The 20,374-nt window shown below is 68.0% G+C and carries 26 protein-coding genes; 7 read left to right on the plus strand and 19 right to left on the minus strand.

Annotation, left to right across the window (positions count from 1 at the left end):
* Positions 1 to 189: 189 nt before the first annotated feature.
* Both AB8A24_RS39870 and AB8A24_RS39875 read right to left on the minus strand, forming a co-directional pair.
* On the minus strand, positions 190 to 1,065 hold the full coding sequence (locus AB8A24_RS39870; protein WP_369478939.1) for a hypothetical protein: 876 nt from the start codon (positions 1,063 to 1,065) through the stop codon (positions 190 to 192).
* A gap of 662 nt (positions 1,066 to 1,727) precedes the next feature.
* The gene (locus AB8A24_RS39875; RefSeq protein ID WP_369478940.1) at positions 1,728 to 2,243 is read right to left on the minus strand and encodes a relaxase domain-containing protein; all 516 of its coding nucleotides are present in this window, start codon (positions 2,241 to 2,243) and stop codon (positions 1,728 to 1,730) included.
* Between the two features lie 566 nt (positions 2,244 to 2,809).
* Between AB8A24_RS39875 and AB8A24_RS39880 the strand changes: the two genes are divergently transcribed.
* From AB8A24_RS39880 to AB8A24_RS39890, 3 genes are all read left to right on the plus strand, one after another.
* Positions 2,810 to 3,298: a hypothetical protein gene (locus AB8A24_RS39880; RefSeq protein WP_369478941.1), complete on the plus strand. Its 489-nt coding sequence runs from the start codon at positions 2,810 to 2,812 to the stop codon at positions 3,296 to 3,298.
* Positions 3,299 to 3,450: 152 nt separating this feature from the next.
* Positions 3,451 to 4,656 carry an amidase domain-containing protein gene (locus AB8A24_RS39885; protein ID WP_369478942.1) on the plus strand — a complete coding sequence of 402 codons (1,206 nt, stop codon included), beginning with the start codon at positions 3,451 to 3,453 and terminating at the stop codon, positions 4,654 to 4,656.
* Positions 4,657 to 4,680: 24 nt separating this feature from the next.
* Positions 4,681 to 5,121 carry a hypothetical protein gene (locus tag AB8A24_RS39890; RefSeq protein WP_369478943.1) on the plus strand — a complete coding sequence of 147 codons (441 nt, stop codon included), beginning with the start codon at positions 4,681 to 4,683 and terminating at the stop codon, positions 5,119 to 5,121.
* Positions 5,122 to 5,489: 368 nt separating this feature from the next.
* Here AB8A24_RS39890 and AB8A24_RS39895 read toward each other — a convergent pair whose 3' ends face one another.
* The gene (locus AB8A24_RS39895) at positions 5,490 to 6,011 is read right to left on the minus strand and encodes a hypothetical protein (RefSeq protein ID WP_331745868.1); all 522 of its coding nucleotides are present in this window, start codon (positions 6,009 to 6,011) and stop codon (positions 5,490 to 5,492) included.
* Positions 6,012 to 6,295: 284 nt separating this feature from the next.
* On the opposite strand from AB8A24_RS39895, the gene AB8A24_RS39900 reads away from it, so the two are divergent.
* The 4 genes from AB8A24_RS39900 (at position 6,296) to AB8A24_RS39915 (ending at position 10,217) form a co-directional block, all read left to right on the plus strand.
* On the plus strand, positions 6,296 to 6,841 hold the full coding sequence (locus AB8A24_RS39900) for a DUF6431 domain-containing protein (protein ID WP_369478944.1): 546 nt from the start codon (positions 6,296 to 6,298) through the stop codon (positions 6,839 to 6,841).
* Positions 6,842 to 7,033: 192 nt separating this feature from the next.
* Positions 7,034 to 8,341, plus strand: coding sequence for a DDE-type integrase/transposase/recombinase (locus AB8A24_RS39905; RefSeq protein ID WP_369478945.1), 1,308 nt, complete (start codon positions 7,034 to 7,036; stop codon positions 8,339 to 8,341).
* Entirely contained in the window at positions 8,338 to 9,153 is an 816-nt protein-coding gene (locus tag AB8A24_RS39910; protein WP_369478946.1) for an ExeA family protein, read from the plus strand. Before AB8A24_RS39905 ends, AB8A24_RS39910 begins: the two co-directional genes overlap by 4 nt.
* A 371-nt stretch (positions 9,154 to 9,524) precedes the next feature.
* The gene (locus AB8A24_RS39915; RefSeq protein WP_369478947.1) at positions 9,525 to 10,217 is read left to right on the plus strand and encodes a DUF1963 domain-containing protein; all 693 of its coding nucleotides are present in this window, start codon (positions 9,525 to 9,527) and stop codon (positions 10,215 to 10,217) included.
* 494 nt (positions 10,218 to 10,711) lie between these two features.
* Here the strand turns inward: AB8A24_RS39915 and AB8A24_RS39920 are convergent, their stop codons facing one another.
* The 16 genes from AB8A24_RS39920 to AB8A24_RS39995 form a co-directional block, all read right to left on the minus strand.
* On the minus strand, positions 10,712 to 11,275 hold the full coding sequence (locus AB8A24_RS39920; protein WP_369478962.1) for a tetratricopeptide repeat protein: 564 nt from the start codon (positions 11,273 to 11,275) through the stop codon (positions 10,712 to 10,714).
* Between the two features lie 155 nt (positions 11,276 to 11,430).
* A complete protein-coding gene (locus tag AB8A24_RS39925) occupies positions 11,431 to 11,946 on the minus strand; it encodes a hypothetical protein (protein WP_369478948.1) in 516 nt (171 codons plus the stop codon).
* 43 nt (positions 11,947 to 11,989) lie between these two features.
* On the minus strand, positions 11,990 to 13,582 hold the full coding sequence (locus tag AB8A24_RS39930; protein ID WP_369478950.1) for a hypothetical protein: 1,593 nt from the start codon (positions 13,580 to 13,582) through the stop codon (positions 11,990 to 11,992).
* Complete coding sequence (locus AB8A24_RS39935; protein WP_030774108.1) at positions 13,579 to 13,908, minus strand: helix-turn-helix transcriptional regulator; 330 nt, start codon at positions 13,906 to 13,908, stop codon at positions 13,579 to 13,581. Before AB8A24_RS39935 ends, AB8A24_RS39930 begins: the two co-directional genes overlap by 4 nt.
* Positions 13,905 to 14,984: a tyrosine-type recombinase/integrase gene (locus tag AB8A24_RS39940; RefSeq protein ID WP_369478951.1), complete on the minus strand. Its 1,080-nt coding sequence runs from the start codon at positions 14,982 to 14,984 to the stop codon at positions 13,905 to 13,907. The genes AB8A24_RS39935 and AB8A24_RS39940 overlap by 4 nt, the downstream gene beginning before the upstream one ends.
* A gap of 270 nt (positions 14,985 to 15,254) precedes the next feature.
* On the minus strand, positions 15,255 to 15,479 hold the full coding sequence (locus tag AB8A24_RS39945) for a hypothetical protein (RefSeq protein WP_369478952.1): 225 nt from the start codon (positions 15,477 to 15,479) through the stop codon (positions 15,255 to 15,257).
* A 128-nt stretch (positions 15,480 to 15,607) separates the two neighbouring features.
* A complete protein-coding gene (locus AB8A24_RS39950) occupies positions 15,608 to 16,006 on the minus strand; it encodes a hypothetical protein (protein WP_369478953.1) in 399 nt (132 codons plus the stop codon).
* A gap of 72 nt (positions 16,007 to 16,078) precedes the next feature.
* The gene (locus AB8A24_RS39955; protein WP_331745841.1) at positions 16,079 to 16,234 is read right to left on the minus strand and encodes a hypothetical protein; all 156 of its coding nucleotides are present in this window, start codon (positions 16,232 to 16,234) and stop codon (positions 16,079 to 16,081) included.
* A gap of 262 nt (positions 16,235 to 16,496) precedes the next feature.
* The gene (locus tag AB8A24_RS39960) at positions 16,497 to 16,817 is read right to left on the minus strand and encodes a hypothetical protein (protein ID WP_369478955.1); all 321 of its coding nucleotides are present in this window, start codon (positions 16,815 to 16,817) and stop codon (positions 16,497 to 16,499) included.
* Between the two features lie 110 nt (positions 16,818 to 16,927).
* Complete coding sequence (locus AB8A24_RS39965; protein WP_369478957.1) at positions 16,928 to 17,263, minus strand: hypothetical protein; 336 nt, start codon at positions 17,261 to 17,263, stop codon at positions 16,928 to 16,930.
* A 296-nt stretch (positions 17,264 to 17,559) separates the two neighbouring features.
* The gene (locus AB8A24_RS39970) at positions 17,560 to 18,018 is read right to left on the minus strand and encodes an NUDIX domain-containing protein (RefSeq protein ID WP_331745837.1); all 459 of its coding nucleotides are present in this window, start codon (positions 18,016 to 18,018) and stop codon (positions 17,560 to 17,562) included.
* A complete protein-coding gene (locus AB8A24_RS39975; RefSeq protein WP_369478958.1) occupies positions 18,015 to 18,554 on the minus strand; it encodes a DUF6624 domain-containing protein in 540 nt (179 codons plus the stop codon). The genes AB8A24_RS39970 and AB8A24_RS39975 overlap by 4 nt, the downstream gene beginning before the upstream one ends.
* The gene (locus AB8A24_RS39980) at positions 18,551 to 19,186 is read right to left on the minus strand and encodes a class I SAM-dependent methyltransferase (RefSeq protein ID WP_369478960.1); all 636 of its coding nucleotides are present in this window, start codon (positions 19,184 to 19,186) and stop codon (positions 18,551 to 18,553) included. Before AB8A24_RS39980 ends, AB8A24_RS39975 begins: the two co-directional genes overlap by 4 nt.
* A gap of 34 nt (positions 19,187 to 19,220) precedes the next feature.
* Positions 19,221 to 19,343 (minus strand): hypothetical protein, encoded by a 123-nt coding sequence (locus AB8A24_RS39985; RefSeq protein ID WP_331745834.1) that lies wholly within the window; start codon positions 19,341 to 19,343, stop codon positions 19,221 to 19,223.
* 109 nt (positions 19,344 to 19,452) lie between these two features.
* Positions 19,453 to 19,914: a hypothetical protein gene (locus AB8A24_RS39990; RefSeq protein ID WP_369478963.1), complete on the minus strand. Its 462-nt coding sequence runs from the start codon at positions 19,912 to 19,914 to the stop codon at positions 19,453 to 19,455.
* A gap of 208 nt (positions 19,915 to 20,122) precedes the next feature.
* On the minus strand, positions 20,123 to 20,374 hold a 252-nt coding region (locus AB8A24_RS39995), incomplete at its 5' end, for a winged helix-turn-helix transcriptional regulator (protein WP_369478961.1).

Raw genomic sequence — 20,374 nt, forward strand, 5'->3', positions numbered from 1 at the left:
TCCAAGTATCGCGAGCGAGCAGGCAGCCGTGTGACAGCGATGCAGAATCTGAGGTCACAAGATCGTGTTACGAGCTCATAGTCCAATCCGAAATGCCGCACTCCGCTCGTGCGGCCGCAATGCTTCCGCTGAGCCACGCCGCGTTGCGGTGGGTTGAGTGGATCCCTCACCGGTGGGACAGCACCATCATCATCGGGAAGCCTTACGGCGCCGGGGGTAGGCGTATCCGACTGCGCCTGCTGCGGTCAGAGCCGCGGCGCCGCCAAGCAGCCAGGGAGCCGACCACCGGACCGCACTCGCCCGGGGTGTGACCACCGGGTCCTGGCAGCCCGGTGCGGCTGTGTCCACCACCCTGTAGCGGGCCCAGATCTTCGCCGACTTGCCCTGCTCGTTCCAGCGCACGACGTAGAGCCCCGGCTGTGCATCGCACCGGATCTGAACGACGGCCGATACCAGCTTCGCACCGTGCATCACCACCGACCGCGTGAAGGCGGGAGACGACAGAGTGACCTCCCCGTCGCTTGCCAGCGCGACGCCGTCCGAGGCCGTCATCCGCTCCCCGGGCCGCACGGAACGCACGTCCCACGGTGTCGCCGGCCATCCAATGTCCTCGGGCCAGTGCTCTTCCTGGGACACCGGCGGCAGTTCCGCCACCCGCCGTTCGCACGCCTCCCGTTCCGCCGCTTCAACTGGGGCCACCCGCACGCTCCCCCACAGGTGGTCGATCCCGGGCACGTTTTCTTCGCCCGCGGGTGAGGCGAACCGCACCTGGTAGGAACCGGCGGCGGCCGTGCAGGAGACCGTCACGACTGCCGTGAGGAGCCGGTCGTCCATGCGCAGGGTGCCTTCCGCCGCGAAGGCGGGGGAGACCACCCGGACACCGTTCCGGGCGGCCCCGGAGACCATCGCCTTGGTCGAAATGCTGATCTGCTCCCCCGGCGTCACAGGCAGCTCCGCACCACTGGGCATGGGACGGGGCGGGTCCGCGGAAGGCGCCGCTAAGGCGCCGCCGCCTGACACCCCCGCCAGCAGCAGCGCCAGCGAGGTGGCCAGACCGACCCTCATCCAATTCACGCTCATTTGAACCCTTTTCATCTCCGTTGACGATCTTTCAAGCCGCTGCATAGTCTGCCCCCTCGTCGAACTGGCGGACTATTACGTCTCGTTTTCCGCGTTATCGCCTCGCTCAGGAAGTAAGTTCTTTGAGATCCAAATGGTTGACCACACTCGCCCTCAGCATCACGACCGTCGTACTCGCCAGCCCTGCCGCTATGGCCTCGGGCACTCCGACCCCGACCGCTTCGATACCGGTCTCCCCTTCCTCCTCCCCCTCCTTACCCCGGCCCCCAGCGGCATCTCCACCGCAGACCACGCCGTTACCCTCGGCGTCGCCCCCCGAGCCGCTCTCCCGTCGGCTTCCCCTTCTCCAACCCGCTCCGTCTCCGCCGAAGAGGAGTACTGGACCGCTGAACGGATGGCCCAGGCCCAGCCCGTGGACGCACAGGCAGTGAAGCCGTCCCCAGGCTCATCCTCGCCCTCGGCCCGAGACTCGGCCGGCGCCCCCGCAGGCACCCCCGAGGCGAGGCACTTCGACGGGCTGCCCATGGTCGGAACGTTCTTCTTCGACGGCCAGGCCCTCAACGGCAAGAGCACCTACTGCTCCGGGAGCGTCGTACGCAGCAAGGGCAAGAACCTGGTGCTCACCGCAGGCCACTGCGCGAACGGCCTCAAGAACGCGACCCCCTGCATCTTCGTAACCGGATCACCGCCACCTCGTCCTCGATCCACTCCAGCACCCGCTCGATCGCGCGCTCGTGCGCGGCCTCGATCACCCGGCGGGTCTGCTCATCCCCCAGCGCCCACAGGAGGTAGATCGTCGGCTGCGGCCGGAAGACGAAGTCGACACCGGTCATCATCACCCGGCGTCCGAGGGCGCCGGCCTTGAACGCCTTCTTCGGGGATTCGCCCTTGGCGAGCAGGTCGGCCTCGATCCGCTCCGCGTACGGGTGCCGGCCCCGCTCGCCGAACAGGTTCCCCAACTGCGCCTCCGTGACCTCCTCACCCGGCGCGAGTCCGAGCACGGCCAGGCCGCGACCCATCCATCGTCCGACCGGGACGCCAGCCTGCTCCTGGGCCTCGCGCAACGGCGTACGGGCCGGGCGGCGGCCGTCACCGACCACGACCTGGCGCAGGTAGTAGCGGTACATCTGACCGGCCCGGACGACCCTGATATCCACTGTCATGGAGACCACGCCACACGGCTCTGACCTGCAAGAAAAGGCCGATCAGCGGCACGTCCCGCCAGGCGGGAGCAGCGGCCGAACTTTCTTCTCAGGCGCCCGCCAGGCGGGAACCGGCCCCGGACCGGAAGCGAATGTCATCGCTCTCCGGTCCCTGCCCCCACGCACCGGTGAGTCACCAATCCACTCAGCATCCCCCGGGCCGCACTCACCTGTGATTCACCACCGAACTCAATCAAGCGCGACCCAGCCCACCGGTGACCCGGGTTCGCGTGAACGGGTGGAGCGGACACCGGCCGTGGCCGTGCCATCCGGTCCGGCCGACGCGTCGAGGACCCGGCGGTGCTGAGCACGGGCTTACGGCGGGCTCTCGCAGCGCAGAGCCTCGGCGGGCACCGGGTCCACCGGCTCGGCCCCCCGTTCTGCTGACCGTCACGCTGGACGCGGCCCACGCCCAGGCCCTCGCCGTACTCCTCGCCGCCCGGCGTGAGCTCCCCCGCCAGGCGCCGGCTGCCGAGGACGAACTCCGGTGGGGCGCGGGGCCGGCCGAGACAGCTGCGGCGTCGCTCGTGGCGGCTCTGGCCGCCTACGGGTCCGGGACGTACGCCCGGGTCCTCGTCTCCGGGCAGGTCACTGCCGGGCTCACCCCGAGCGCCGCCCAGCAGGTGACTGATGCGCTGAACACCCGCCCGGTCTCCGCTGCCCTGTCATCGCGGGCAGCCCTCAACGGTCTCGGCATCGACAACGACTTCTCCGTCGACGATGTCGGCCTCAACCTTCACCTGGCTGAGCATGCGGCCAATTCGACGGATGGCGTCTTGCTGACGCTGAGCTTCCTCACCGCTGCGGACCTTGCGCGCGGCCTTGTCTTCCGTGGCGTTGTCGACTGCCTGCCGCGCCGTGTGCAGCAGCTGCCGCGCCGCATCCACCGGGCCTGTGCTCCGGTCGGACGCGGCACCCTGCGCGTGCTCCGCTTCGGCCCGTGGGCGGGCATGACGGCTTCGGGCGTAGTCGCAGTGCTCCATGGTGAAGAGCAGATCCCGATCGAGCCATCCTGAGCCGGTAATACGCTCGTCAGGGGAGTCGTCGGGCTGTTAGGAATGAGCGCCCGAGCCACGGGCGACAGGAAGCCAACCCAGGGGGGACTGGCATGAACTGGTTCATACCGGCCGTAGGCCGACGTGGCAGGACGTGGAGAACCATCCGGCCGATGGCCGTGACATCGCTGGTGCTCGGCCTGACCGCGGCCGTGCCGCAGAGCGCCGCGACCGCGGCGGATCCCGGGCCCCAGCCCGAGACCGCCGCGCTGCTCGATGCCGGGCGTGACTATCTGCAAAACCGTGCCGACCTCGTGACCACCTCGCCCAGCACGGCCCGCGCCGCGGGCGCCGCGGTCGCGATGACAGCACCGATGGCCGCGGACGCCCGGCAGGAGGAAGCCGCGCTCACCGAGCGGGGTGCTCTGCTGCAGGCCGTGAACGGGGGATACCGTGCGGCCGAGGTCTCCGTGACCCCCGACCACGTCTACGTCAACGGCGACCGGGCCGTCGTGGACCTCGTCGAGGACACCAAGCTGTACTTCCCCGAAGCCGCACCCGGCGAGCCGCAGTACGAGGAATACAGCCTGCCGCACACCCTCACCTACAGCCGGGACACCGCCACCGGTAGATGGCTGCTCAACAAGGATGTGCCGAAGATCGACCCGAACGGGCCGGCACCCACCACCCAGTTCGCCGAGCCTGCCCCGATCCCCTTCGAGGAACCGCCGACCAAGCCGAACCCCGGCGAGCAGGGCCCCAACCCGCCGGAACCTCCGCAGCCCGAACCGCCCAAGGGCGGTACGCCGGCCTCGACCATCGGCGGGCCGCCCGCCGGGACCGAGCCGAAGGCCCCGCAGGCTTCCGGTGCCGACGCACCCGCGCCGATGAGTGCGGCCGCCTCGTACAACTACACCGCCATGGCCAACTACGCGGACAGGTACTGGCGCAATCACAACGGCAGCTACCGCACCTACTCCAGTGACTGCACGAACTTCATCTCCCAGGCCATGAGGTCCGGGGGCTGGAACACCACCAGCGGCAGCTCGACGACCCGTGCGGACAACAGGAGGTGGTTCTACGCAAGCTTCTCCTGGACCACGAGCTACACCTGGGCGGGCGCGGAGAACTGGTGGTGGTTCGCCAGCCGCCACTCCGGCCGGACCTACATGCTGAGCAGCGTCTGGAGCCTGGGCACGGCCGACGTCCTCCAGGCAGACCGGAACCGCGACGACGTCGTTGACCACACGATGATCGTCACCGCCGTGGGGGGAAGCGAGCGCTACCTCACGTACCGATCGAACAGCACACACAACAGGAAGCTGAGCTCCCTGCTGGCCTCCAACCCGTACGCATGGTGGTACCCCCACCGTACGTGAGCCACGGCACGTGAGGAGAACACCATGAGATCACGAGCAACACGCAGGCTCGCACTGGCCGCAGCCGCTGCCCTACTCAGCGTTCTGGCGACCGCATGCACCGGGGATCCGGCCCCCAAGACCGGGGCCGGTTCCGAACGGGCAGCGGTGGACACCTACCTCACCGCCCTCAACGCACAGGATGCGAAGGCACTGAGCGCGCTCGCCCCTCCCGGCAACGACACGAAAGCCGAAGTGGACGAGCGGATCGGCCGGCTTGGCGGGCGCGAGCTGACAATCGGGCAGCTGGACCTCAAGCACGAATTCGGTCCGGACGTCGCCTCGGCCCACCTGACCGCCCAAGCCCAGGACGGCACGACGCACAACGAGATTCTGGGCCTGACCCGTACCGACGGACGCTGGTACATCACCATGGGACAGCACCCCGCGCCCCATAAGACACCGGCGGAAACGAAGCGCCCCTAACGCTCACTGCCCGCGGCCCTTCCACCAGGCCGCGGGCAGTGACCTGGCCCGGGAAACTCCCGCCGCCTGGCGGGTGAGCTCCCGCTCCGCCTTCCTGACGTCGTGACGGAGAAGAGATGCTGGCCGAGCAAGCGATGATCGCCGCCTGAGGGCTACTGTTAGACGACTCTCTGCGTGGTGATGAGGAGGGGTGACGGCGACACTCCCGTTGCACACGGGCTGTGGCGGTGTTGGGGGTCTGGCTGTCTCTTCGTGTGCGACGACACGGTGAACACGAGCGGGTCGGGTCGTCGACGTGTCCGGCTACCAGGTCATTGACCCGAGTACGGCCCGGCTGTGGAGTCCGGGCGTCGCTCATTCGGGGCCGGTCAGTTGCCGATGGTGGCGGCGAGGGCGATGCAGGCGATCATTCCCACGGTGCAGCCATCGGCGACCCATGCCCGGGTAATGCGTCGGACCGTACGGGAGTCCCCGCGCAGGTCCCTCCGTTCCGAGAGCCCGGCCTTGATCTGGGACACGGTCCGGTCGGTGGAACCGACGAAGTGATCGACGAGCGACCCGCCGAACCCGAAGGCGCCGATCTCGACGGCCTGCAAGGTAGTGATGATCAGGTTGCCACCATTATCCGCTGCCACGCTGGCCACGTATCGGTAGGGAATGTCATGGGTGAACACCGGATTCACCACAGTCAGGACCTTCTCGCTGAGCACGATTCGGGACCCTGTGATCCGCCGGATGAAGGCGATCCCGCCCAGCATCACTGCCATGACAGTGAGTGCGTCCGCGTCAGGTCCGCCGCCTGCCATGCTCACCCAGGCGTCGAGGATGAACCCTCCGAGCAACACGGTGAACAGCAGTGACAGGAAGACGAAGGACTTCCGGCGCAGCACCCTCCGGCCTTTTCTACGCACGGGGCCCCTTCTTTGACGGATCCCGGCCGCCACCTGAGCTCTGGGCCGGGCTTTGCAGTCTGTGTTGCCCTTTCTAGCAGCCGTCCGGCCGCTGGTCATTGGGAATGACCAGGACCGCTACGCGGTCTGAGTGCCCTTGGACGAGGTCGTGGTGGGTCACGCTTGGCCGTCTTGAGCAACATGATCCTTTGGTGTTTGGGCAGGCTCGCGGTACTTCGTCGTACTCGGAGCGGGAGCACATCGTGCTCTGCGGAGGCTGTCGGGTGCTGATCGTCGACAACGACGTCCTGCTGGTGGAGAGGCAGCTGCGGCAAGGCTGGCTGAGCTGTCCGTCATGCGCGGCGGTCCTGGCGCCGTGGGGTCATGGCCGGCCGCGGTCGATCCGGGGTGATCTGGGAGCCCGGTTGTTTCTGCGGCCGCGCCGTACGCGGTGCTCGGGCTGCAAGGTCACCCACGTGCTGCTGGCGGAGGCACTCTGGCCGCGGCGGGCGGATGCAGCCGAGGTCATCGGGGCGGGTCTGGAGATAGCCGCGTTGGGCATGGGGCACCGCCAGGTCGCCGTCTGTCTGGGCCTGGCCGAGGGCACGGTCCGTGGCTGGCTGCGGGCGTTCGCCAGGCGAGCCAAGGACGTGCGCCGGCACTTCACCGTCGCTCTGGTCGCGCTCGCGGACGACCCGGTGATGCCGAATGCGGCGCCGTCGACGCTCGCCGACGCCGTCGCGGTCGTCGCGGCGACCCATCGGGCGGCCGCGACGAGTGGCCGGGCATGCTCACGGTGTCGCGATGGGAGTTCGCCGGCAGGGCAATAGGCGGCAGGATCCTGACCTCGACTTCTTCCGTTAGTTGATCAACACGGGTCGCCCCTGGGCGGGATCGGAGGGTGCCGGAAGCCTTGATCGTGTCCGCCGGCGAAGCGGCGGGCTCTGTTCGAGACGTGAGGTGGGTTGCCTATGTCACCGAGTGAGGACGAGGACCGTCGGCGGGCGGAGCGGGCCCGGCAGGTGGGCCTGTTCCGCTACGGCTTGATCCAGGACCTGATCGACACGAAGCTCACGACGCGCCAGCGTGGGCGGCTCGCCCGCGAACTGGCTGCGAAGGAGCACACCGATCCGTTCGGCCGGCAGGTGCGGGTCGCTCGCGGGACGCTGGACCGCTGGGCCCGTCGCTACCGGGCGGGCGGGTTTCCCGCGTTGGTGCCGACCCAGAGGCAGGTCACCCCGCGGACGCCGGTGGAGGTGCTGGACCTGGCGGCCGCGCTGAAGAAGGAGAACCCTACCCGCACGGCCGCGCAGATCCAGCGGATCCTGCGGACCACGCAGGGCTGGTCGCCGACCGACCGAACCCTGCAGCGGCACTTCGCCGACGCCGGTCTGACCGGCGGCGCCGGCGCCGAGAAGAGCGTGTTCGGCCGGTTCGAGGCCACTCGCGGCAACGAATTGTGGACCGGGGACGCTCTCCACGGGCCGAAGATCGGCGGACGGAAGACGTACTTGTTCGCGTTTATCGACGATCACAGCCGGGCGATCGTTGGTCACCGGTTCGGGTTCGCCGAGGATACGGTCCGCCTGGCCGCGGCCCTGCGGCCGGCACTGTCTGCCCGCGGGGTTCCGGAGTCGATCTACGTCGACAACGGGAGTGCCTTCGTCGACACGTGGCTCTTGCGGGCGTGCGCGTCTCTGGCCGTTCGACTCACCCATTCCAAGCCCGGACGGCCTCAGGGCAGGGGGAAGATCGAACGGTTCTTCCGCACCGTCCGTGACCAGTTCCTGGTCGAGCTCGATGAGGAACGCGTCGGTCAGATCGAGCATCTCACCGAGCTGAAAAGGCTTTTCACCGCATGGGTGGAGACGGTCTATCACCGCACGGTGCACTCGGAAACGGGTCAGCCTCCGATCGAACGGTGGCTGGGTTCGATTCCCCGGCCGCTGCCGCTGCCCAGCCCCGCTGATCTTCGGGAGGCGTTTCTGTGGTCGGAGTTCCGCACCGTGACGAAGACCGCGACGGTCAGCCTGCACGGCAACACCTACGAAGTCGACCCGATGCTGGTCGGGATGAAGGTCGAGCTGGTCTTCGACCCGTTCGACCTGACCGAGATCGAAGTGCGGACCTCGGGCAAGAACGCGGGCAAAGCCGTCCCGCACCGGGTGGGCCGCCACACCCATCCGAAGGCGAGGCCGGAGACACCGCCGGAGTCGGCCCCGCCGACTGGAATCGACTACCTGAAGATCCTCGACGAGACCCACACGGCGAACACCGCAAAGGGCATCAACTACTCGTCCCTGATGGACGACGGGCGGGGACCGCGATGATCGACCGCGTTCAGGGGTACTTCGGTTTCACCCGCGTCCCCTTCGACCGCAACCTGGCCCCATCCATGCTCCACCAGCACCACTCCCACCGGGAAGCCGCCGCCCGCATCGCCTGGTGCATCAACAACCGGGCGATCGGCGTGGTCACCGGCGAAGTCGGATCCGGCAAAACCGTCGCCCTCAAAGGTGCCGTCGCCTCACTCGACCCGGCCCGGTTCACGGTCATCTACCAGCCCAACCCCGAGGTCGGCATGCGCGGCCTCTACGACCGCATCGTCACCAGCCTCGGCGGGACCCCCAAGTTCCACCTGGCCGCTCTCGCCACCCAGGCATCCGCCGCCCTGGCCGCCGAGGTCGACGAACGGGGAAGGACGCCGGCCGTCGTGATCGACGAATCGCACCTCCTCGACCATCAGGAGCTGGACGCAATCCGCATGCTCACCGACTACGACATGGACTCCACGACGCCGTTCGCGGTGTTGCTGATCGGCCAGCCCACCCTGCGCAAACGCATGAAACACGGCGTCCTGGCGGCCTTGGACCAGCGGATCTCGATCAGCTACCAGATGCCCACGATGAGCAAGGAGGAGACCTCCAGCTACATCAAGCACCACCTCACGATCGCCGGACGGGAGGACACCCTGTTCTCCGACGACGCCGTCGAGCTCATCCACCTTACCAGCCGTGGCCTGCCCCGCTCGGTCAACAACATCGCCTGCCAGTCCCTCATCGCCGCCTTCACCGAGGAGAAGGGAATCGTCGACGAGTCCTCCACCCGCACCGCCATCACCGAAACCCACGCGACAGAGTGAGCACGAAGCCGACACCGTGTTCACGACGCCCCCGGCGGCCTAACGGCCGCCGTGGGCGTTTCACCTCTCCCCGTCGACAACCAACACGTCGCCCCCATGCTCATCTTCAGCGTCGCTCAACAGTCATGTGCTCGGTGGGCTGGATGTCGTACCCGAGTTCTAAAGTCCTGCGTATGTCCCGCCACACACCTGATCGCCCCGTCAACATGGAGAGCCTCTTTCCGGAGCTGCTCCCCTTCCGTCGCGAGTCCGTCCGCCTGCACCCACGCCCTGGGGCTCCGACCTGCAAGGAAAGTTCCGTCGGAGGTCCTCTGCTCTGGCCTGCCACCGAGCCGTGGCCGGTGTGCCGGGAAGAGCACTACGACGACAGCATGAACTCCACCAGCCAGCCGCAGCCCGCTGTACCCATGGTTCCCATCGTGCAGGTCCATCGTGCCGACGCGCCCGGCATACCCTTCCCCGAGGGCGCAGACCTGCTGCAGGTCCTGTGGTGCCCCTACAGCCACGGCGAGTACTGCTATCCCCTGCCCCAAGTCCACTGGCGGGACGCCAGTGCAGTCGGCGACGTACTGCCAACACCGGAGCCGGCGGCCGAGCTTCCCAAGGACTGGTATCCGGGCCCCTGTGTGGTTCACCCCGAGCAGGTGACTGAGTACCCGAGCTGGGACCTTCCTGACGAGCTTCGCGACGTGCTCCGAGACCGCTTCGACGCACTGCTTGGTGAAGCCGGCCTGCGGTACTCCTACCACCTCGCGGAGGCGCCAGGCATCAAGCTGGGCGGCTACCCGGGCTGGACACAAGGTCCGGTATGGCCCGACTGCGAAGGCTGCGGCAGCAGGATGGAGCACCTCCTGACCGTGTCCAGCTGGGAATTCGACGGTGAGTCCTGGCGCACCTGGCTTCCCGATGAGGACCGAACCGACGAGAACGAATGGGGCGGTCAGCGATGGGAAGGCGCCGCCCACAACCCCGCCGAGCTGTGCCTCGACGCCGGAGGCGTCTACATCTTCGAATGCCGCACCTGCCCTGAACGCCCCATCGGACACTGGTTCGACTGCTCGTGACCTCTGGACGCCCTGCCCACTACACGGCACGAACACAGCCACCCCAGCCGGTTCGCCAGCGCCCGCTTCGACCGGGCTGCCTCCAGCCCCTTCGCTTCGAGGCGGAAGAACTACTCCAGCTCCCCGGGCGACGGAGCGGCAGCGAACGGCCGTAGCGGGAGACCTGGTCTCAGAGAGAAGATCAACTGGCATGCCCCGGAACGTAGGAGCCCTAACCAGGGGAAACGGGGAGCGCGTCACTGACGGCTCCGCGAACCAGTTCTCTACCGGGCGCAGGACGACGCCCTGGCCCTGACGTCCTCGCCATCGGTCATGACCCGCGCGCTGATCGCCATGGACACCGCCGCGTGCCTGCGGGTCGACGGCGATCCCGGCGCGGCCGCCACGATGGCCGCCGCCGTCTACGACCGGCTACGCCCGCCTACCGGAGCGGAGTGGTGCACTCCCGCGCCCAGCTGCTCCGCCGGGACCTGGACGGTGCCCCGCGTGTCCTCTCACCGAGTCGGTGGCAGGGCGCGCCGCAGCTGCAGCCGTCGCCACAATCCGATCTGGCCGCGCCAGTACTGGTACTGGAGGTGGATGAAACGGGTCTGGGTGTGGTCGGGGCCCAGGACACGCTGGCAATCGGCCAAGAGCTCGGCAAAGGCCTGGGCGGCTCCGACCGCGTCCCCGCTCCGGCCGCGCCGCGCCGCGCGGCAATGGTCTCGCGGGTGCCGAAGACATTGAGGTGGTCGGGGCCCAGTGCGCGGGCCTGGTCGGCCACAATTTTGCCCTAGTTCCTGAGTGGCGCCAGCTGTGTCCCCAAGCCGGTCACGAGCGTAGACGATCTTGAAGCGGGCACGGAAAGTCAATGTGTGGTCGGGGCCCAGGATTCTGAGGCTGTCGGTCAGGACCTCGGCATAGGCAGCGGCCGCACCGGCTTCATCCCCCGTCTGGCTAAGCGCGTCACAAGGAAGCGCGTCTCCGACGGGCGGCTGGTGCCGACTGAGTCGACTCCGGGATCCCCTCGGGGAAACGCGTGAACTTCTGGCTGGGGAAATACCTGACCGTCCTGCGATCTCTCGGCCTCATGTCGGTGGCGGCGAACGGTCGGATCGTCACGGAGAGTACAAGCGCCGTTCTTCGCTCTGTTGTTCCTCAACCCCCGGGAGCTCCGTGGGTTCAGGGAAACTGAAGCTTGTTCAGTGGGAACTCGCGGGTCGGTCCGTGTGCATCAGGTGGGGACGTCCGTGGGTTCGGCGGGAACGCGGGGGTGGACTGCGGCGAGGCGGCAGGCTTCGGCTATGACCTCAGCATCGATCTGAGCTACTGCTTCGTCGCCGCCGTATTCGAGGAAGGCGTACTCGTCATCGAGTTCGGCGAGTCGTGCTGTCAGGGGCAGCTCACGCCCGTAACGCTGGTTGATCCGGAACGTGAGCTCCCAAGGTTTCAGCTCGCCGGCCAGCATGCGTCGTGCAAGCGCTCGCACGGCGGCTTCTTGGCCGGCCTCGCTGGCGGCCGGATAGAGAATGAGGCCGAGCTCATCGAGCGCTTCGGGGAGCAAGTCGTGCACGTCGTAGTCCGCCTCGGCGCGTGTGCAGGCTGCCAGCACCCGAAGTCCGGGGCTGTCTAGGCCGGCGACGAGCGCGTGACAGGCCGCGCTGACGACATCGCTCGCGGGGATCTCGCCCACGCTCCAGAGGGTGGCGCGGTCCTGTAGTTCGCTGGCTGCTGCTTCGGTCGACGGCATCCGCCCATGTTCGCTTCAATCTCGGGTCCCGGTCGAACAGGTTTCACTGGTGCTTCTGTTCGGCAGCTTGCTCCAGCAGGGCCCGCGCGGAGTCTGCGTAACGCATTGCGGTCTTCTCATCCAGCCCGAACACCTGGGCGAGGTGGAGCGGATCGGGCCCGTGGGTGAGGGCCTCTTCGAGTTGCCGGTCGACTCGGAGACGCTCCAGGGTCGCGTCCTGCCCGCGCACCGCGGTGCTGATCCAGTGGTTGCTGGCGCGGCCAGTCTTCGTGGCGGTCTGGTTGTTGATCAGTAAGTGGAGGTTCGCCGTGTTGGGCCACCGGCTGCGTCTGTGCTCCAGCCAGTCCAGCAGGAGTTTCAGGGTGAGGTCGTCGAGCGGGCGTGCCCGTCCGGCGATCGTCAGCCGGCGGTTGCCGATGTCGAGGTCGTCGAGCATGAGGGTGCCGATCTGGGCGACCCGGGCGGCGTGAACTGCGGCGAGGGCGAGGATCAGTCGCGCGGCCGGGGTGGTGGCTGCCGCGACGGAGCGGTCGATCTGGGCGGGCGCGAGTGGTTGGAGCACCCCGTATTCGTTCTGGCCGACCTTGATGCGGCTCGTGGGGTTGCGGAAGATCAGGCCGGTCCGCTTGGCCCAGGTGAACAGGGAACGCAGGGCGCCGAGCTGGTCTCGGCGGTGGTGGCCGTGCAGGGTCTTGAGGTGGGTGAGGACGTCCTCGCGGGTCACCTCCCGCAGGTGGTCGTAGCGGTCCGACCAGTCCAGCAGTGCCGGACGGGCCCCATTGAGGTAAAGCCAGACCGTGCTCTGCTGCCGGGGAAGGCTGCGGGGGCCGCCGTCATGCAGAACCCGGGTCCAGCGCTCAGCCTCCGCCGCGAGACGGGGGGCGAGGCCCTCCAGGCGCTCGGCAAGCCAGCGTTCGAAGGAGGGCTCGCTGTCGTCCAGGAAGATCCCCATCTCCTCAAGGACCGTGGCGGTGTGTCCGAACCGGAGATCGAGGGCCCTGAGCGGGGTGAAGATCTCGCTGTGGCGGATGACGTCGCCCTCGACGTACTCGGTGAGCACGATGGCCAGGCCGCGGTTGACGGCGAAGCGGATGCCCCGTCCCCAGCCCCGTGCCTCGGCGAGCTGGTAGGCGAGGTACTTCGCCCAGGCCAGCCAGGGGCTGGCCAGATCGACGGCGGCCGGGTCGAGACGGCCGTAGTCACGCGGGACCTGCCCGAACAGTGGTAGCTGTCTCCAGCCGACACTCGGCCGCCAGGCCGGCGCGGGTGGCGGCTTCCGGACTGCTCCCCGCCGTCCTCCGCGGCGCGGGGCGGTTGGGGCCGATCCTCTGCGGTAGTGCAGGCCCATGAAGAACAGCTGGTGGTGCCGGACGGCGTTGAGCCGGGCCCTCACCTCCGCCTCGGCGGGCGGCTGGCCGACGGTGGTCTTGGCGTGAAGCCGGGCCTGGCACCAGCACAGACGGCAGTAGTCCCACTTCAGCGGCTGGACGCGGCGGCAGCCGACGCAGGTGGCCGTCTCGTGACTTCGGCCGAACATGTAGCAGGCAGGGCAGAGGCGTCCGCTGAAGTCGCCCCAAGCCAGGCAGCTGTCGCAGGAGTCGGTGGGCTTGCGGTAGCCCTTCGGATACCGGCTCATGCCGGAGGCAGCGACCGGCCATCGCGGCGCTTGGGCACTACCGCCGGGGCAGTGGTGCCGGAGCCGACCGCGACTCGACCGGTCTCCTCCTGACCAGGGCGGTTGACCTTGCCCGGCTCCGGGATCAGCAGGTCTCCGATCTCGCAGCCGAGGACGACGCAGATGACGTCCAGGTCCTCCAGCTTGAGTGAGACCGGCTGCCCGGACCACAGCCCGGACATCTTCCCGGCCGAGATCACCAGGCCGTGCTCCGCGAGGTTTCGCTGAAGCTCGGACGCCTTCCAGATGCCCTTGTTCGCGGCGGTCAGCCGCAGGTTCCACCTCATCGGACCAGTCCTTCCAGCCGCTTCGCGGCCCGTTCCATCCCGGTGACCCAGGCGTCCTCGACCCGGGTCTGCTGAACGTGGATATAGCGCATCGTCGTGGCGATCCAGGAGTGTCCCAAGACCTCCTGGATCGCGAGCAAGTCCAGCCCGTTCGCATAGAGTTGGGATGCGCAGAAGTGCCGAAGGACGTGCGGCGTCAGCTTCTCGCCCCACCCCGGCAGATGCGCTTTGGCCGCGTTCTTGAGGCCGTCACGCAGAGCGTCGTCGCCGGCCCGGCGCGAAGAGCCGTCGGTGTTCTTGCGCTCAGAGGGAAACAGCGGGGCGCCGGGACGGGTGTGGTCGTCGTCGAACTGGCCCCAGACGTCCTCGATGAACCACCGAAGTGTCCGGTCGGCGCCGTTGATCAGCGGCACCATCCGCTCGCGCGGACCCGAGCCGCGGGCGCCCTTGCCGTGGCGAACGTGGAGCTTGCCGAAGCGGCCCAGGTCCCACTTGATGTCGTCCAGGTCGAGCCCGCACGCCTCGCTCACCCGCAGGCCGACCTGGGACAACAGCTTCGAGGCGGTGTAGTTCCTGGCGGTAGGGGCGAACTTGCGGCAGGTCGCCAGTTCACCGCCCCAGCCGGTGAACAGCGTCCCGACCTCCGGCTCGCTCGGCGGAATCCGCAGCTGGGCGTCCTTGGCCCCACGCGGCTTGTTCATCTCGTCGATCGGGCACTCGACGACCCGGCCCGTCATCCGATGGAGCTCGACCTTGTGCCGCAACTCCACGAACATGAAGTACGTGGTCAGCGCCTGCGACCGGCCCAGCCGAGTCCCGCTCGGCGAACCCCGCAGCACCTTCCCGAAGTACGCGTCAGCGTCGGCCGGCTCCATGTCCCACAGCGGTCGACCAAACCAGGTCCTGATCTGGTCCAGACGCCCGACGTCCCCGCGGATTGTGCCGTCCGCCAGCCCTGCCGATGCCCGCGCGAGGACGCACCCGGACAGCACGTCGGTCTCGAACCGCTCCAACTCCTCAACCGATGCTGGCACCCAGTGCTCACGCAGGTCCCGTACGACTGCCAGTGCCGCCAACCCGAGCCTCCTCGCCTTCAGCCCGACTGCTGATCGGTCGGACGAGGTGAGAACGCTTCAGGAATCCCGAAGTTACGTCACCGGACCACAGAGCACCCGAAGGAGGAGGAACCCCCTGGCCACAAGGGAAAGGACTCAGCCGAGCTCAGGAGAACTCACGGGATGTCGCACACACACAACCGGCTGGGCTTCGCGGCCCCGCTCACGACCGCGTCGGTATCTCGGGTTGTTCCTGGACTACCCGACCGAAGTGCCGACGGAGGTCGTCGACTATCTCGCCGAGCAGCTCGGCATCGCGGACACGTCGGTGCTGAAGACAGCGATCGGGAGAACACCCGGCTCGATCACGCCATGGTGTGGGGCAGCTGGCAGTGGGGCCGAGCCGCACGCCTGAACCCACGTCTCGCGATCGGCCAGGCGTTCCTCGGCGGTCGCCGGGGCTGATGTCAGGTCCATGCCCATGTTGAGGCTGGTCTTCTTGTCCTTGATCGCCACGAGCCACTCCAGAAAAATGAGAAATTCTTCCCCAATTCTCCCAGTTACTAGAAAAAGCCGCACTTTCCGGACTTCATGAAGGCCGGCGACCGTGGTCACCACATCGTGTAGTGGTCCGACGAGGTGGATCAGAGGGTGACGTAGCCGATCAGCTGCCGGGCGTTGGTGCTGAAGGCGGGGGCGTCGGCCTCGAACCACTTGCTGTAGATAGGGCCCTTGGTGACGATGTCGCCGACGATGGCCCGCCCCTGGGGGCCGTTTGCAGTGCGTCGCAGGCCGGACTCGGGCTCGCCGGTGATCTTGACGATCGCACGGACCTTTCCGGCGGCGCAGAACAGTGCGTAGTCGCAGGCTTCGACCTTCTTCGGGTCGAGGGGCCAGATGCCGCGGCCGTTCTTGTAGATGTGCTGCGGGCTCTGGCCCTCTTCCCAGCCGATGGAGGTGCGGCCCAGGCCGTCGTGGGGCCGGTCTTCGGCGGGGAGGTCCCGGACGCCGTCGCTGAGTTTGATAACGAGGTAAGTGTGCATGGTGGCGTCCTTTTCTGCTGGTGATCAGTGGGGGTTGGGCCGGCCGCGACGGCCGCTGCCGTACTTGTCGTGTTAGGCGCCGTCGTTGTCGTAGTTGCCGTCGTAGTACTCGTCAGCGTTGCCGCGGTCACGGTGCCATTCGTCGTCGTTCTCGTAGTTCCCGTCGCAGTAGCCCGGGGTTCGAGCCCTTGCTGCCGGTGGATCCGCCGCCGATGGAACCGCTGCCACCGCCGCTGGTGGAGGCTGGGCCTGTCGACTCCGGAGGCGTCGGGGCGGGCGACCAGGTGGGGCTCGGCGTTCGACTGGGCGTCGGGTTCGCAGCCGGGGTATAGGGGTCGGTGTAGCTGCTGTAGGTGGGATCGGGCTCGGGGGTGTCCTCCCGGCTTACCGCGTGCGTGACGGACGCGATGGCGACACCGGAGAGTGATGGCGAGGATGCTCACGAAGACCGCGGTGACCGGGTCTCTGGGCTTCTTCTGGGTGCGGCTCATCAGCGGGTGCCGTAGGTCGAGGTGGTGGAGGATGTGGCGCTGTCCTCGGGTCCTTCGCAGGCGTTGCCTATGGCACCGAGGATGAGGACGACGACCATGAGACAGCCGCAGCCCATGGCCTTGGCGTTCTCCTCGGCGTGCTTGGCCTCTTTCTGGGCCTGTTTGTAGGCGACGTATCCGGCCAGTCCGAGGGCGGCGGCTCCTACGACTGCTTCGCCGACGGTGATGCCGTCGGGGTTGTCGGCCGGTTCTACGTCGTCGCCGGGTTCGGGGTTCTTGGCGGCCTCGCCGGCCACGTTCAACGGATCGTCAGATGTCACGGCCGGGACAGTAGCTTCCGCAGGTCAAAGACGGGAGGGACGTCCCAAGGACCGGTCACACCCGGTGCGATTTCCGGCGGGACATCATGCAGTGGGCCACAACCCAGGGGTCAGGGCGTCTCCCCGTACTTGCCTGCTGCGTTCGGAAGGCCGAGGTGCCCGTCCTTGCAGCCTTCCCGAGCCGCTTCCTGTACGGCCCGGGGATCGCCTTCCTTGCCCTCGGTCTCGTTGCACGACCTGAGGATCCCCACCATGGCCTGCGCGCCCGCGGCCCCCTGGTCGAGCGCCGCTGGGTCCTTGTCGCCGTAGAGCGTGTCGTGGATGGCCTTGCCCCGCGTGTACGCCTCTTCGTACGCCTTCCGCGGGTTCGACTGCTTCGGTGCCGAGGGGCCGCAGCCCGCCAGCAGCACGCCGGCCGCCAGGACGCACATCGTGATCTTTTTCAAGGGCCCTCCTCGGGACCGTGCCGCGCCGGGGATGAGGGTAGGTGATCGCGCGTCAGATGTGTGCGGGAACGACCAAGAAGAGATGAGAGAAGCACCCCCCGGCCGCACCTTCGCGAGCGAAGGAGGGTAGTACCCGACAAGGGCATGAGATCCGGTGTGACGCGGAGTTCTATGGGTGGAGGCTGATCTGCCGCAGGCGGAATGCACGGTGGCGCCGTGGTGGATCGAGACCTGACCCCGGACGGCACGGCGCACCTTGCTCCCGGTCTCGGAGAGGGGGCGCTGTCGTGCGTGGGTCAAGCCCAGCCGTACTCGGCGTAGACCTGGGCCTTGGTGATGTGCTTCAGCGCCTGCGCCAGGTACGGCGGAAGCGGCTGGGGAGGGGAGTCGGGCGGCCACCACTCCCAGCCGTCGCACAGGTCAGGCTCGGCGTTGACCACGTCGCCGTTCCACTCGCGGGCGGCGAAGAAGAACCCCACCCGGTCGGTGCCGTACGGGCTGCGGTGATGGCTGACGTGGACCATCTCCAGCACCTCCGGCTCTGCGGTGACCCCTGTCTCCTCCCTCAGCTCCCGTGCCGCTCCCGCCCGAAGAGGCTCACCCGGGTCCAGCCGCCCGGAGGGGAGTTGGTAGTGGCCCTCCCAGACAGGGGACTTGCGCCGGCGGCCAAGGAGCACAGTGCCGTCGGGGGCGTGCAGTACAACGTGAACGCCGACACGGTGTTGCGCGGTGTCGACCGCGGCCGGGAAGGTCATGAAGGCGGCTCCGCCTCGGTAGGTGCATAGGTGGTCTGCATACGCTGGTCGTACGCGGCAGCCGATTCCAGACCCATGGCGGCCCGACGCTCGTCCAAACGCTCCAGATCATGGACGGGCTGAACGCGCAGAGCTTTCCCCGTCCCGGCGTACTGGGTGCCGTAGAGCTGGGGCCGGCCGGAATTCACCAGGACGCGGTCGGTGAGGTAGGCGAGGTGCCCAGGGGGTGCGTCACTAGCATCGACCGCGGCCTTCAACAGCTTCAGGGCCTCGCTCTGGAAGGCGGGATCACGGTCGGCGTGTTGCACGAGAAGCCATGCGTCGTCCGCGCCCTGGTCCCCCACCAGCATGTACCCCGGCCAGCCATGCTCGGCGACGACCGCCGCGAGCCACGCTGTGTTCTCCGCGTCGACCTCGAACAGGTCACCGGCTTCGCCGGTGCGGAGCAGGTGCTGGCGGGCCTGCTGGTCGCCTTCGGCGCGGCGGCGGAGTTCGGCAGCAATGTTCGGTGCTGCGGGAGGAATTCCCGGGTTCATGCGGTCGCCTCCACGAGCAGAGTTCCGATCGTCTCCTTCTCCGGCGGACAGCGCAGCCGCCGCCCGCTGGCCGAGGCGAAGCCGGCCGCCAACAGTTTCTCCTCCCACATGTACGGCCGGTAGCACCACCGCGTGATCGGCAACAGCTCTTCGTCCGGCCCGTACATGTCGTACTCGTGGGGTCCAGGGCACTCGCCGGACGGCGGCAGGTGCGAGAACACGAACCGGCCTCCCGGCTTGAGCGCCCGGCGGACGAGGGTCAGCAGCACGGCCGGGTCTGTGAACCACACTGCGCCGAAAGCGGAGTAAATCGAGTCGAACTCCGCCTCGCGCTCAGCGAGGAATTCCTCGGCCCGGCCCACGCGGATGTCGAGCAGGTCGCCGAACCGTGCCTTGGCCCGCTCTACCTGGACGGCCGACACGTCCACGCCGATGGCCGTCGACCCTGTCTTGGTGACGAACGCGAGGTTGTCGCCCTTGCCGGGCCCCAGCTCCAGCACCCGTGTACCGGGCCCGGTGGTAATCAGCTCGATGCTCGGTCCGTGCTGGTTGTACTGCGTCCACTCGAACCGATCCCAGGGCGGGCCGCCGTCGGAACGTAACCCGAACCTGTCCCAGCTCTCCACGCTCATGAAGTTCCCTTTCTGCTTGGTCAGCGAGTCCCGTTCAGTTCCGGACAGCGCGGGCGAGCAGGGTGCCGATGTGGCCCGGGGTGGGCGCGTCGATCTCGGTCACGCTGACGTCTTCGAGGGCCCGCTCGTGCTCGTAGTTATGCGGGGCGGTGGTCATGGTCATGTCCTTCGGCAACGAGGGAGGGCCCCGCCGGTCGGGCTGGCGAGGCCCACACCCTAGGGCGGTTCGGTCGTGGTGGTGGTCGGATTCAGCGGCCCGTCAGCCGTCAGTGGGAGTCGCGCACCTTCGAGTCGCACGGGGAGCAGTCGGCGCCGTCCCTGGCCCACAGCTCCTCGTGGGGGGAGAAGCCGCACGAGCGCAGGAAGTCTGCCGTGCGGATGACCAGGCCCTCACGGCGGCGCTTGATGAAGGGCACGTGGTGCTTGTACTTGCCCCCGTTGTAGAGGTCGCCGAACGCGAAGTAGACCGGGGTGTCGAGGATGACCTGGTGCACGCCCTTGTCGACGATCTTCCCGACGCCGATGTGGACGCCGGGGTTCTCCATCGACGCGAGCATGTACATGACGGTGTTGCGGAGGATGCGTTCGGCGGTCTCGCGGGTATCGACCTCGTCCCTCAGCAACAGGGCGATCTCGCGGTCCCAGATCGACATGCCGTCGTCGAGGATGTTCACGCTGAGATGCTTGATCTTGTCCTGGACCGCGTGCGCCGGCGATTTCCCTTCCATCTCCTGCTCGTCCAGCAGCCCGCAGTACCGCTTCATCGCGTCCACGGCCGTCGCCGTGCCCTGCTCGTCGAAGTGGAACGACGTGCCCAACACCATCGCGTGGTGCCCTCCTCTGGCGTCCGCCTGACAAAGCGACGTGATATCTGGGCGGCGATGCCTGCTGCATCGAGTACCCCAGCCACCGGTACTGAGCGCGGAATCGGCATGTCTACTCCTCATCGGCCTCCTGGGCGGCGGCTTCGTTGGCGCGGTCGATCTCGACCATGTGCTCCTCCGCCCAGGTCCGCAGCCCCGCAAGCGCGGCTTCCAGGGACAGCCCGAGTCCGGTGAGTCGGTAGAAGACCCGAGGCGGCACGGTGGGTTCGACCCTGCGCGCCACCAGCGCCTTCGTCGGCATCGACCGGCACGGCCACATCACCGGCGGGCTGGTCCCCGACTCCGTCACCCGCGCGGTCAAGCG

Source organism: Streptomyces sp. BF23-19 (genome assembly GCF_041106355.1).
Classification (GTDB): domain Bacteria; phylum Actinomycetota; class Actinomycetes; order Streptomycetales; family Streptomycetaceae; genus Streptomyces; species Streptomyces virginiae_A.